At 50.9% G+C, this 11,641-nt stretch carries 15 protein-coding genes and 1 riboswitch; of the genes, 14 read left to right on the top strand and 1 reads right to left on the bottom strand.

What is annotated here, in order from left to right; all coding sequences use genetic code 11:
• The first annotated feature begins 30 nt into the window (after nucleotides 1-30).
• The 5 genes from VF724_RS15450 (at nucleotide 31) to VF724_RS15430 (ending at nucleotide 3,441) form a co-directional block, all read left to right on the top strand.
• Entirely contained in the window at nucleotides 31-183 is a 153-nt protein-coding gene (locus tag VF724_RS15450; protein ID WP_371755150.1) for a hypothetical protein, read from the top strand.
• Between the two features lie 48 nt (nucleotides 184-231).
• Entirely contained in the window at nucleotides 232-420 is a 189-nt protein-coding gene (locus VF724_RS15445) for a hypothetical protein (RefSeq protein WP_371755149.1), read from the top strand.
• Complete coding sequence (locus tag VF724_RS15440; RefSeq protein WP_371755148.1) at nucleotides 407-2,176, top strand: VirD4-like conjugal transfer protein, CD1115 family; 1,770 nt, start codon at nucleotides 407-409, stop codon at nucleotides 2,174-2,176. Before VF724_RS15445 ends, VF724_RS15440 begins: the two co-directional genes overlap by 14 nt.
• Nucleotides 2,173-2,481, top strand: coding sequence for a glutamyl-tRNA amidotransferase (locus VF724_RS15435; protein WP_442788068.1), 309 nt, complete (start codon nucleotides 2,173-2,175; stop codon nucleotides 2,479-2,481). The genes VF724_RS15440 and VF724_RS15435 overlap by 4 nt, the downstream gene beginning before the upstream one ends.
• 120 nt (nucleotides 2,482-2,601) lie before the next feature.
• Nucleotides 2,602-3,441 (top strand): VirB6/TrbL-like conjugal transfer protein, CD1112 family, encoded by an 840-nt coding sequence (locus VF724_RS15430; RefSeq protein WP_442788067.1) that lies wholly within the window; start codon nucleotides 2,602-2,604, stop codon nucleotides 3,439-3,441.
• Between the two features lie 51 nt (nucleotides 3,442-3,492).
• On the opposite strand, the gene VF724_RS15425 is transcribed toward VF724_RS15430, so the two are convergent.
• The gene (locus VF724_RS15425; protein ID WP_371755147.1) at nucleotides 3,493-3,666 is read right to left on the bottom strand and encodes a hypothetical protein; all 174 of its coding nucleotides are present in this window, start codon (nucleotides 3,664-3,666) and stop codon (nucleotides 3,493-3,495) included.
• A gap of 241 nt (nucleotides 3,667-3,907) precedes the next feature.
• On the opposite strand from VF724_RS15425, the gene VF724_RS15420 reads away from it, so the two are divergent.
• From VF724_RS15420 to VF724_RS15380, 9 genes are all read left to right on the top strand, one after another.
• The gene (locus VF724_RS15420) at nucleotides 3,908-4,096 is read left to right on the top strand and encodes an aspartyl-phosphate phosphatase Spo0E family protein (protein WP_371755146.1); all 189 of its coding nucleotides are present in this window, start codon (nucleotides 3,908-3,910) and stop codon (nucleotides 4,094-4,096) included.
• 25 nt (nucleotides 4,097-4,121) lie between these two features.
• Nucleotides 4,122-4,451, top strand: a complete 330-nt coding sequence (locus VF724_RS15415) for a hypothetical protein (protein WP_371755145.1) — start codon at nucleotides 4,122-4,124, stop codon at nucleotides 4,449-4,451.
• A gap of 24 nt (nucleotides 4,452-4,475) precedes the next feature.
• A complete protein-coding gene (locus VF724_RS15410) occupies nucleotides 4,476-4,835 on the top strand; it encodes a PrgI family protein (RefSeq protein WP_371755144.1) in 360 nt (119 codons plus the stop codon).
• Complete coding sequence (locus tag VF724_RS15405; protein WP_371755143.1) at nucleotides 4,832-7,159, top strand: VirB4-like conjugal transfer ATPase, CD1110 family; 2,328 nt, start codon at nucleotides 4,832-4,834, stop codon at nucleotides 7,157-7,159. The genes VF724_RS15410 and VF724_RS15405 overlap by 4 nt, the downstream gene beginning before the upstream one ends.
• A gap of 405 nt (nucleotides 7,160-7,564) precedes the next feature.
• A riboswitch (cyclic di-GMP riboswitch) is annotated at nucleotides 7,565-7,652 on the top strand.
• Between the two features lie 519 nt (nucleotides 7,653-8,171).
• Nucleotides 8,172-8,591, top strand: a complete 420-nt coding sequence (locus VF724_RS15400; protein WP_371755142.1) for an RNA polymerase sigma factor — start codon at nucleotides 8,172-8,174, stop codon at nucleotides 8,589-8,591.
• Nucleotides 8,592-8,717: 126 nt separating this feature from the next.
• Nucleotides 8,718-9,125 carry a DUF6075 family protein gene (locus VF724_RS15395; RefSeq protein WP_371755141.1) on the top strand — a complete coding sequence of 136 codons (408 nt, stop codon included), beginning with the start codon at nucleotides 8,718-8,720 and terminating at the stop codon, nucleotides 9,123-9,125.
• A gap of 32 nt (nucleotides 9,126-9,157) precedes the next feature.
• Complete coding sequence (locus tag VF724_RS15390) at nucleotides 9,158-10,726, top strand: hypothetical protein (RefSeq protein WP_371755140.1); 1,569 nt, start codon at nucleotides 9,158-9,160, stop codon at nucleotides 10,724-10,726.
• Nucleotides 10,717-11,094, top strand: a complete 378-nt coding sequence (locus VF724_RS15385) for a C40 family peptidase (protein WP_371755139.1) — start codon at nucleotides 10,717-10,719, stop codon at nucleotides 11,092-11,094. Before VF724_RS15390 ends, VF724_RS15385 begins: the two co-directional genes overlap by 10 nt.
• 346 nt (nucleotides 11,095-11,440) lie before the next feature.
• On the top strand, nucleotides 11,441-11,638 hold the full coding sequence (locus VF724_RS15380) for a helix-turn-helix domain-containing protein (protein ID WP_371755138.1): 198 nt from the start codon (nucleotides 11,441-11,443) through the stop codon (nucleotides 11,636-11,638).
• Nucleotides 11,639-11,641 lie beyond the last annotated feature (3 nt).

Genomic DNA, 11,641 nt, shown 5'->3' with positions numbered 1-11,641 from the left:
GTCGAAACGTCGTCCTTCCGTTTTCAACGTGTGTCGGAAAGGCTGAAAGACAAAGAACCGCAGCAAATTCGCGCCGAACTGATGGCGATGAAGGAGGCCGCGCATGAGATCGCTCGCCGAATGAATCGGATGCTGGAGCAGCAACAACAGCGGCAACCGAATCGGACGGACAAAGCAAGGTAGGAACGCCGACAGAAGTCCGCCAAACCATCTTTACGGGAGGGAGTGCCTATGAGAGAAGAACGTGTTCTCTGCTTGGATCACTACGAGCATGGCATCGTGGTACGCGCGCTCAATATGCTGCGCAATGACCTGATCGGCGAGCAGCGTCCCACCGATGCCGTAGACGATCTGCTGCTCAAAGCGATTGCTGCTCCGTACTATAGCCGTAAACGTCGAGGGCATCATGAGGCGCGTTGAAACCGCAAGGAGCGATTGGTTGCTCTTTGCGGTTTTTTTCGTTTTCGTCGTATGGGCGGCGCTGCTGACCGCGCCCGCCCTGTCCGGCGGGATTCCGGCGATGCTCCAGCATCTTAGCGTGGCGATCCATCACCCATTCCATATTCGCTGGGTGAGCGATACGCCGCGCTGTTTGTTTATCTTCACGCTTGCTTATACGCTCGGTGTCGGCATCTACCTCTCCTCCCCGCGCAACTATCGCCGCCGGGAGGAGCATGGCAGCGCCCGCTGGGGGCAAGCGAAGCAGATCAACGCCAAGTATCGCAGCAAGCTGCCGGAGCAAAACAAAATTTTAACCGATCACGTCCGCATCGGTCTCGACGGGCGCAAGCATCGCCGAAACCTGAATGTGCTTGTCGTCGGCGGCTCCGGCGCGGGCAAGACGCGCTTTTATGCCAAGCCAAACGTCATGCAAGCGCACACGTCGCTTGTCGTCCTCGACCCGAAAGGCGAAATATTGCGCGATACGGGACATTTGCTCAAAGCCAAAGGCTACGATATCAAGGTGCTGGATTTAATCAACCCGCACCGTTCCTACGGCTACAATCCGTTTGCCTATCTACAGGATGACAAAGACGTGCTGAAGCTCGTCACGAATCTGATTCGCAACACCACGCCCAAAGGCAGCAGCACGAATGACCCGTTCTGGGAACGTTCCGAAACGGCGCTGCTTGAAGCGCTCATCTTGTATTTGCTCTACGAAGCGCCGCCGGAGGAACAAAACTTCCCGATGGTGATGGAGATGATCGCCGCGGCCGAAGTGCGCGAAGAAGACGAGACGTACCAAAGCCCGCTCGACGAGTTGTTTGAACGGCTGGCGATGCGCGACCCGGAGCATTTGGCGGTAAAGCAGTACAGCATTTTCAAACTCGCGGCGGGCAAAACAGCCAAGTCCATCTTGATCGGTCTCGGCGTGCGGCTGGAGAAGTTCAACTTGCACACCATCGCCGGGATGAGCCTGGTTGATGAGATGGCGTTGTCTACATTGGGCGAAAAGAAAACGGCGCTGTTTGCCGTCATTCCCGACAACGACAGCAGCTTCAATTTCATCGTGGGCATGCTGTACACCCAGCTTTTCCAGTGTCTGATGTACGAAGCGGACTATCGGCATGGCGGACGGCTGCCGGTGCATGTTCATTTTGTTATGGATGAGTTTGCCAACTGTGCGTTGCCGTCAGAGTTTGACAAGCTGCTCTCGACGATGCGCAGTCGCGAAATTTCCGTCTCGATCATCCTGCAAAATCTGGCGCAGCTCAAAGCGCTGTACAAAGACGAATGGGAATCGATTGTCGGCAACTGCGACACGTTTCTGTATCTCGGCGGCAATGAGCAATCCACGCACAAATACGTCTCCGAACTGCTTGGCAAAGAGACGATTGACACGAACACTTACGGTCAAAGCAAAGGGCGCAGCGGCAGCTATTCGATCAATTACCAGCAATCTGGGCGCGAATTGCTTACGCCGGATGAAGTGCGGCTGCTCGACAACCGCTATGCCCTGCTCTTTATTCGCGGCGAGCGCCCGGTGCAGGACGACAAGTACAAGCTGCTCCGGCATCCGCATGTGGCACTCACGACCGACGGCAGCGAGCAGCCTTATCAGCATGGCGGGACGGAACACGCCATCGACTGGCGCACCGTCACCCTGCATGAAAACGGAGAGTACGAGCTGCTGTCGGAAGAAGAACTGGAGACCCAACTTTTGCGAAGGGAATGATGACTTTGAAAGGCAACCTGAAAAAGCTGTTCGTTCTGTACACGGTACTCGTATTAATGGGAACCGTCTTCGTCTCCACGGCCTACGCCGAAGGCGACCCGATGACGACGATCAACAACCTATCCACGTTCATTTTCGGACTGATCCGCGCGATTGGCATGATTATTCTCGGCTTCGGTATCGTCCAGATCGGTTTATCGCTCAAGTCGCACGACCCTTCTCAGCGGGCGAACGGTTTTCTGACGCTGGCGGGCGGGGTGATTATCACGTTCACGAAAGAGATTTTGACGCTGATTGCGGGATAAACTCGCTTTATCCTCTGTGCGATCCGTTTAGCGAATAAACGTCGTTCAGACAGAACACAACCATTGGGGAATGGACGGCGCGGCTGTCTGTTCCCCTTTTTTGCGAAATGAGGTGAGCCTGTGGCGAACAACAGTTGGATTATCGACAACCTCGAAAATGCGCTAGACACGTGGAACCAGAAAATGCAAGAAGTTTGGCAACTCGTCACGCAGTCTCCGGCAGACTTCAAAGGCGGCGGCATCTGGCGTGTCATCACCGACATTCATGGAGCGTTGCAGGCGACGGGACTGGCGCTGCTCGTGTTGTTCTTCGTAATCGGCGTCGTGCGGACAGCGGGGAATATAGCCGAATTAAAACGGCCCGAACTGGCGGTCAAGCTGTTTATCCGCTTCGTGCTGGCCAAAGCGGTCGTCACCTACGGGCTGGAATTGATGATGGCGTTATTCAGCATCGTACAGGGCATCATTTCCACGATGATGCGCCAATCCGGGTTCGGGAATACAGAAGCGTTGAACTTGCCAAGCGAGATTGCCAAAGCGATAGAAGATGTTGGCTTCTGGCAAAGCATTCCGCTGTGGGTTGTGACGCTGCTCGGTAGTCTATTTATTACGGTGCTGTCGTTTGTCATGATTCTTTCGGTGTATGGGCGCTTCTTCCGCATCTATTTGTATACGGCAATTGCTCCCGTTCCACTGTCCAGCTTTGCCGGGGAACCAAGCCAAAACATCGGCAAGTCGTTTCTGAAAGGGTATGCGGCGGCTTGTTTGGAAGGGGCGGTGATCGTACTCGCCTGCATCATTTACTCCGCCTTTGTCGCCGCTCCCCCGGCAGTTGATGAAAGCGCGGGCGCGGTCACAATGGTATGGACGTATATCGGGGAATTGATTTTTAACATGCTCGTTCTCGTCGGCACGGTGAAAATGGCGGATCGCGTCGTGCGGGAAATGATGGGGCTGTAGCGATGGCGCTTGTCTCACACGTCGAGCTATTGTCGGATCACGAAAGTATGATCACTCCGGCGTTTCGCCCAACAATTCCCGGACGGAAACATCCAGCGCTTTGGCAATCGCCACGACCTCGTAATCCTGGACAAGCCGATACTGACCTTCCAGACGCGAAAGGCTGGTGGGACTGATGTCGAGCCCCGCCGTTTGCAATCTGGCGAGAAATTCTTTCTGCTTCATTCGTTTGGCCTTTCGGATTGCTACAACTCGTGTGCCAATAATATTTTTGTTACCCGGTGGCTCCTTTCGGTGCTTCATTTGCTGTCACCTCTCATTTAATAAAAATTGTATGCGAGGACAGCCTTGTTTTAATGCGAATATCGCATTAATATGAAATAAACCGATTTTCGCATTAAAAACGCGATCATTTGCACCCAGTAAAGTCAGGGAGGTTCTTATGAGAGGAGACAGGGGTTAGCCGATGAAGGAGCTACCGCGACACTTTGAGGCAGAAAAGCAAAGGCTGAATGAACTGGGCCAAAAATCGCTTGAGCAAGGAATCCCGCTTGGAGAAAATGAAGCCGTTCAGGCCCAAAGCCAGAAGGTAGACGAGTTGGTTATCCAATTTTATCGTCACAGAGCGGTTAAGAGGGGACAAGAGCATCGTTAGAGCTTGGTTGGGAGGAGGCGTGGTCATGGATTTTCCACCGTGGTTTCGGCAAGCCATTCAAGGCCGATTGGATGATGTTTCTGCGCGAATCGAATATCACCCTGAATTGAATCGTATTCGTGCTGAAGAAAGCAAGGCATTCCAAGCCTTGTTTGCTGGCATGGACGTTGGGCGCATGCCGGAGTTTGCAAATTGGGAGGACAAGATCCATTTTAAGCAAGCGATTATTAATGAATGGTTATACTTGCAAGGGATGAAAGATGGCATACAGCTTGCCGTGGCCTTATTGAGTCCTTCTGTTTTGTTTGATGACGACACACCAGTCGAATCTGATCGCAACGAGCCTGAGGCGTAGATTACTGATCCTGGAGGGATGAAAGTGGAAGTGAAAATCAACCGGGAAATCCGGGACTATACGGAAAGCTTGTTCTTCGGACTGTCCTTGCGGCAGTTCTTTTTTTCTGTTCTGGCGGTCATTATGGCGATTGGGCTGTACTTCTGCTTGCGCAGTCACTTCGGATTGGAAACGCTCAGTTGGATGTGCATCTTGGGGGCAGCGCCCTGCGCCGCGCTGGGCTTTATCCGCTATCACGGCATGACCGCCGAACAACTGCTGTGGGCGTATGTGAAATCCGAATTTCTTATGCCCAGACGTCTTGTTTTCCGCTCGACGAACATTTATTACGAAGCTTTGCGGAGTGGCATGTATCAGCGGGCAAGAAAGGATGAAGCGCAATGATTAAGACGCTTAGGCGCACAATCAAGCAGGACAAGGAACCGTTCGTCATCCCGAAAAGCGTGCAACAAGCAATCCCGATCCGCGCCATTTGGCCGGACGGGATTTTTGCTGTCGGCAACAAATTCTCCAAGTCGTTTCGATTTGAGGACATCAACTACGCCGTCGCGTCCAAAGAAGACAAGGAAACAATGTTCCTCTCCTACTCTGATCTGCTCAATTCGTTCGACAGCGGCGCAACAACGAAGATCACGATTCATAATCGGCGACTCAATCAGGCGGACGTGGAAAGCTCCATTCTCATTCCGCTTCGCGAGGACGAGATGGATACGTATCGGCGGGAATATAACGATATGTTGCTTGGCAAAGCGACGGGCGCGAACGGCACGATTCAGGAGAAGTACATCACCATATCCGTCGTGAAAAAGAACGTGGACGAAGCCCACAACTATTTCGCAAGGGTTGGTACAGAGTTGATGGCACATTTCTCTCGTCTTGGCTCCAAATGTACGGAACTCGATGCCACCGACCGCCTGCGCATTCTCCATGACTTTTTTCGGGTTGGCGAGGAAGTGCACTTTCGATTCGATCTGCCGGAGACGATGCGCAAAGGGCATAGCTTCAAGGACTACATTTGCCCGGACACATTCGAGTTTGCAAGCGATCATTTTCGGATGGGGAACTATTACGGACGCGTCATCTTCCTGCGGGAATATGCGAGCTACATCAAGGACAGCATGGTGGCGGAGCTTTGCGACTTGAACCGTAGCTTGTTGCTCTCGCTCGATGTTATTCCGATTCCGACCGATGAAGCTGTCCGCGAGGTGGAAAGTCGTCTGCTTGGAGTAGAGACAAACATTACGAATTGGCAGCGGCGGCAAAATCGTAACAACAATTTCTCCGCCGTCGTCCCTTACGACATGGAGCAACAGCGCAAAGAGAGCAAGGAATTTCTAAGCGACCTGACGACCCGTGACCAACGAATGATGTTCGGATTGCTCACGATGGTGCATGTCGCCGAAAGCAAAGAACAGCTTGACAGCGATACGGAGACGCTACTCACCACCGCCCGAAAGCATCTGTGTCAGTTCGCCACGCTGACGTATCAACAAATGGATGGGCTGAACACCGTTTTACCCTACGGCTTGCGAAAGGTACATGCTTTACGAACACTGACGACTGAAAGCACGGCTGTGTTCATCCCGTTTCGAGCGCAGGAGATCATGCATCCGGGCGGCATTTACTATGGGCAAAACGTCATCAGCAAAAATATGATCGTCGCCAATCGCAAGCAACTGCTGAACGGCAACAGCTTCATTCTCGGCGTTTCAGGTTCCGGCAAAAGCTTCACTGCCAAGCGGGAAATCGTCAACCAAATGCTTGCGAGCGACGACGATATCATTCTGATCGACCCGGAACGCGAGTATTCTGCTCTGGTGAACGCGCTGGGCGGCGAGACGATTCACATCTCTGCCACGTCACCTAATCATATCAATGCGATGGATATGAACCGAGACTACGGCGACGGCGCGAATCCGATCATTCTTAAATCGGAATTTGTCCTCTCGCTGTGCGAGCAGTTGATCGGCGGGCATCAGCTTGGAGCCAAGGAAAAGTCGCTCATCGACCGCTGCACCGCTGCTGTGTATCGTAAATATTTGCAAAGCAACTATAAGGGCGAGCCGCCGACGTTGCAAGATTTTCGCGCAGAACTGCTCAAGCAAGCGGAGCCGGAAGCGCAGGACATCGCGCTGGCGATTGAACTATTCACGTCCGGCAGTCTGAACACGTTCGCTCAGCCGACCAACGTCAACGTGCATAATCGCCTTATCTGCTATGACATTCTCGACTTGGGCAAGCAGCTTCTGCCCATCGGTATGTTGGTCGTGCTGGACAACATTTTGAACCGAATTACGCAAAATCGCGCCAAAGGCAAAAACACATTCATCTTCATCGATGAAATTTATCTGTTGTTCCAGCACGAATATAGCGCCAACTTTCTGTTCACGCTCTGGAAGCGCGTCCGAAAGTATGGCGCTTTTTGTACGGGCATTACGCAAAACGTTGACGATCTGCTGCAAAGCCACACCGCCCGCACAATGCTCGCGAACAGCGAGTTCATCGTCATGCTGAATCAGGCCAGCACTGACCGCGTGGAGCTTGCAGAGCTATTGAACATTTCGGACTTGCAACTGTCCTACATCACGAACGTTGACGCCGGGAACGGATTGATGAAGGTCGGCAGTTCCCTCGTGCCGTTCACCGACAAGTTCCCGCGCAACACGAAGCTGTATCGGCTGATGACGACGAAGCCGGGGGAGCTATAGTAAATCCAGCCGCAGGCTTGCGTTTCGTAGTAATATACAAAATTTATCTTTTGAAGACCTGGTGCGATTCGGGTCAAAAATTCCATGACGATACTTGGCTTTCGCCTAATCCTTGTTACGCATGATCGGGGAACTAGGGTCTTCATAATAAGGTTGTTACTTACCGCTTTTATGACTAAATCACGGGCGAAATGTGGGTACTTTTTCCCATGGAAAACATGGTAAAAAGAGGGAAAACGGCACTATGTGTCGAAGTGTATGCAAAGTAGCATCTAGAATTTTGCAATTGTTCGACAGAGGATTAAAGAGGAGGAGTATTTCAGAGCAGTGATAGCAACGATAGGTAACATACTGTAGACGTTGCGACTTAAAAGAAGTAGATGTAGACAGATGCAGTCGAACAATTAGGAAAAATGGCAAACCTGCTCGAAAGACAGGGACGCAAAGCCACGGGTCTAATGCATATTAATGCGATGATCGCCGGGTTGCCCTATCGACAGCAATTGGACACTGCCGATATAGGGTGGTGTCCTTTTTGTCGTTCACTGGGAGGCAGGAGTTTTGAGAACGATGAAAAGCTTCTAATTCAACGAATGTGGAATTTGTGGTCATGGACGCTTTAAGGAGCGAAAAGATGAATACAGCAAAACCCGAAAGTAAAGGAGAGCTTGATTTGATTAACAACTAATTCAACGAATGACAACACCGACAACTAGACAAGCGAACTTTTCCTCACGACGTGTGTTGCCATGTGAGGAGGGCATTGGTATGCAGTATCCTTTGTCGCATGCAATAGCCGAATGCAAGCTTTTGATGAGCTGTCTACGGGTTTGTCTACGAATCAATCAACGAAATTCACTTTGGGACTTTGCCGCGATTAAGCGCTGGTATGCGCTGCGGCAAAGTCTTTTTTGTCTCTTGAAGCTGTACGCCAGCGTTTGTTAGGAAGCGTCGGCTGCCGCTCTCCTCCCTCTGTTTTGGTTTGCCAACAAACCAGAACGGAGGGACGAGAATGAAACGGATGAATTTGCGGGATATGTATCCCTTTTTGAAAACGGACGTGTGGGTCGATCTCGATGAAGAAGTGGCGCAGGAAATCCGCCGTTTTGATCTGCATGAAAGCGCATACAAACTGCGCACGTATCGCCATCGGGCGTACTACTCGCTGGATCGGAACGACGGGATCGAGCATGACGCGCTTTTCTTTTCGATTTCCCCAGAGGAATATTACGAGCACAAGATTACTAAGCAACAGCTTTATGCAGCCATGTGTGAGTTGCCGGAAAAATCGTTCAGGCGCATCTATGCCCACTTCTTCTTGGGCATGAGCAAAGTGTCGATTGCCGAGGCAGAGCAGGTTGATGAGCGGGCGGTTCGCAAGTCGATTGAGCGTGGCTTGAAGCAAATGGAGCGCATTCTCAAAAACATGTGAATCTCGGTTCGTCCAAGGGTCCGATTTTGCTGCGAAAATGAACAGATAGGTAAGAGGGACTTGTTCCGACGGCGGCTGGTTTAGTTGTTGCCAGCCGCTCATTTTCCATGAGAGGGGCATGTAAGGATGGATCCTGGTCGATTTTACGATGCAGAGCACGAATGTTTCTACTATCAGATGCTGAATGAAAGGAAATGCAGCGACAGCTACCACCGGGCGCTTTTCTATACGCTTGGAATTTCCCAAGAAACCCGCAAGCATATCCGCGATTTGTTCGATTTTTCTCATGGGGGCATTAAGCCCGAAGGGCTCGCGGCCTCTTGGCAAACGAGCAGTTCCATTCGCGTGAGCCGACTTGCCTTTAATCTGTGGAACGGCTGGACAGAGGAAGGTGCGGAACGCTATTCCGCTCCAAACGAGTTGTTTGCATGCGGTTACACCCCTTATTTTTTTGAAGCGATCCACCTTCGTTATCCGGAATTTTGCCGCAGTCATGATCAGATTTTGAAACGGCGGACGGAGCAACTTCGCTAATTGACTGCTTTTGACGGGAGTGAAGTCGGATAATGAAGAAAATCAAAATGAGAACTGTGGCAAGGGACATCAAACAGTTGGACAAGCTCCCCAAAGTGATGGAGCGCGTGAAGCGTTCAAGCGTTCGCGCTGAGCGGCAGGCAGATCATGACAAAGCGCATGCTCAAACTCCCGTAGCATATGCACAGCACAGCTCCGAATCGACCATGAAGAAAATGGTGCGTACTCAAATGGGAATGAGCATGCGTGTCAGCAGCAGATCGATTCGACACATTCTAAAAAAGCAGGCGTTACCAACCGGTGATAGTGTCCCGAGAAACAGCCTCGTTGACACGAATCCTAAACTTTTGGTTATGTCCACATCTCGGCAAGCTCGCAGAATGCGTCTCCGTAAGCCGATTGATGGCAAATATCTTTTGCGTTCAGATCAACAATCAGGAAAACAACGCTTTATACGGAGCCGGGCCAATGCCCGGCTTTCGCATCGTTCTCGCAAAGACAGGATTCCCGACCTGGTTTCGAAACAAGACGATAAACCAGCCGGGAAAAAGACACGCGCCGCCGCGCCATCGCATACAGCAAATGTACGTGCGCCTCGTCGTAATGCGCTCGTATCTGAAATAGCAGGTCAAACGATCAAGCGAAAAGAACGAACGTTCAAAACATTGTCGCCGTTTATCAAAACGTGGCAGCGGCTGGGACAGGTTCAAAAAGTGGATCGCGCGGAACCGAAAATGAACGCCGTAGAGACAGCAAAGCGGGCTGCGCAAATGGCGATGACAACTCGCCGCACCCTTCAAAGGGCGCAAGCAGCCGCGAGACTTAATCTTCGTATCATTAAAATGGTTGTAAGAGCCGCCGCGATGCTTGTCAAAGGATTGACGGCGCTTTTGGGGATCAGCAGTACAGCGATTGTATTGCTGTGCATAGTGATGGCGATAGCCGCCGTCATTTCCTCTCCATTTGGTATTTTCGTATCCGGCGAAAATACGGATGCTGATGTAAAGCCGCTTTCTCGAATCGTTCAGGAGATGGACGCTGAATTTGAGTCAAAGCTGGAAGAAATCCAGCAGTCAGCTGGAAACGTAGACCGGGTGGAGATCCATTATACTGATAGTGCAGACAACACGCGAATCGATAATTGGATGGATATTATAGCCATCTTTGCTGTGAAGACGGTAATGGATACAGAAAACGGAATGGATGTAGCAACACTTGATGTTACAAGAATCGGTATCATCCATGAGGTATTCTGGGAGATGAATCAGCTGGAATCCCATGTTGAAACGATTGAACATTCGGAAACGGTTACGGTTCAGCATGAGGACGGAAGCGCCAGCGAAGAGACGACGACAAGCTATGAGCGCATTTTTCATATTACCGTCAATAGCAGAACTGCGGAGCAACAAGCAGAGGCATATCATTTTACAAACGAGCAGATGGATTTGATGAAAGAAATGCTGTCCGCAGAGTTCCGACCGATGATGTTCGCAATATTAGGCAAAGTAGCGGATAGTGGCTTAACGCCGGAGCAGTTTGAATGGGTTCAACAGCATTTGCCCGAAGGCGTACTGGGCAGTGAGGCCGTCAAATGGCGCTGACTCGTCTAGGCGATCCGTACAGCCAACTGAAGGCCGGGCAGGACAATTTTACGGATTGCAGCTATCTGGTTCAACGAGTTTATCGGCAGTTTGGCATTAACTTGCCGCGAACCGCAGCGGAACAGGCCAGATTCTCCGTTGAGAATGACCTGACCGTCAGCGCGGTGGATATGGTTCCGGGTGACCTTGTATTTTGGAGCTACGAGCGCAACGGCAGATTTATGGATATAACGCACGTCGGGATTTACGCAGGCGACGGGAAAGTGGTGGACGCTTCCTCCACCCGAGGGCAAGTGGTGTATCGCAATCTGTTTGATTGGGAAAGGCAAGTGATGTTTGGCAGGCCGCATTTTGCGAACGGTAAATGATCGTTTGTTCACCACTTGATGGCAGCGTCAAACCCTGCACATCTATCAAGAGAATTAAGCCCGTGAGATAATCTTCCTCAGAACCATACGAGAACGATATTATGTTTCATTGTAAAGAATGCGGTAGACTTCGGGGCACATATATAGTCGTGGCTACAGCTACTATAAAGAATGGAAACTCAGTTTTGGAAACCGCCACAAACACTTCTTCCCAGGTTGCAACCGACATCAGCATAAGATGATAAAGCAGGAATGTTGTCCGGTTTTGTCGTATTTATAATTTGTGCATTGGGAGCATCCGGACTTCTAAGCTGTTCATTAGCTTAAACGTAGAGGAGATGGGCATATGTATTTAAAACTGTGGAAGTTACTCATTGATAAGGATATGCGAAAGTTGGATTTACAGCGGGTTGCCGGAATTAGTTCTACATCGGTAGCTACACTTGCCAAGGGCGAGAATGTGAATACTGATATTCTCGTGAAAATATGTAGGGCTCTGGAGTGCGACACCTCCGATATTATGGAAATAAATAGAGCCGGATGAACA

This window comes from Ferviditalea candida (assembly GCF_035282765.1).
In the GTDB taxonomy this organism is placed as follows: Bacteria; Bacillota; Bacilli; order Paenibacillales; family KCTC-25726; genus Ferviditalea; species Ferviditalea candida.
This window is presented reverse-complemented; position numbering and strand designations above follow the sequence as displayed.

Excerpts from the sequence above, each read along its gene's own strand:
- VF724_RS15435 (WP_442788068.1), top strand. The coding sequence starts at position 2,173 with ATGATGACTTTGAAAGGCAACCTGAAAAAGCTGTTCGTTCTGTACACG.
- VF724_RS15400 (WP_371755142.1), top strand. The coding sequence starts at position 8,172 with ATGAAACGGATGAATTTGCGGGATATGTATCCCTTTTTGAAAACGGAC.
- VF724_RS15420 (WP_371755146.1), top strand. The coding sequence starts at position 3,908 with ATGAAGGAGCTACCGCGACACTTTGAGGCAGAAAAGCAAAGGCTGAAT.
- VF724_RS15425 (WP_371755147.1), bottom strand. The coding sequence starts at position 3,666 with ATGAAGCAGAAAGAATTTCTCGCCAGATTGCAAACGGCGGGGCTCGAC.
- VF724_RS15440 (WP_371755148.1), top strand. The coding sequence starts at position 407 with ATGAGGCGCGTTGAAACCGCAAGGAGCGATTGGTTGCTCTTTGCGGTT.
- VF724_RS15415 (WP_371755145.1), top strand. The coding sequence starts at position 4,122 with ATGGATTTTCCACCGTGGTTTCGGCAAGCCATTCAAGGCCGATTGGAT.
- VF724_RS15445 (WP_371755149.1), top strand. The coding sequence starts at position 232 with ATGAGAGAAGAACGTGTTCTCTGCTTGGATCACTACGAGCATGGCATC.
- VF724_RS15405 (WP_371755143.1), top strand. The coding sequence starts at position 4,832 with ATGATTAAGACGCTTAGGCGCACAATCAAGCAGGACAAGGAACCGTTC.
- VF724_RS15385 (WP_371755139.1), top strand. The coding sequence starts at position 10,717 with ATGGCGCTGACTCGTCTAGGCGATCCGTACAGCCAACTGAAGGCCGGG.
- VF724_RS15380 (WP_371755138.1), top strand. The coding sequence starts at position 11,441 with ATGTATTTAAAACTGTGGAAGTTACTCATTGATAAGGATATGCGAAAG.
- VF724_RS15395 (WP_371755141.1), top strand. The coding sequence starts at position 8,718 with ATGGATCCTGGTCGATTTTACGATGCAGAGCACGAATGTTTCTACTAT.
- VF724_RS15390 (WP_371755140.1), top strand. The coding sequence starts at position 9,158 with ATGAAGAAAATCAAAATGAGAACTGTGGCAAGGGACATCAAACAGTTG.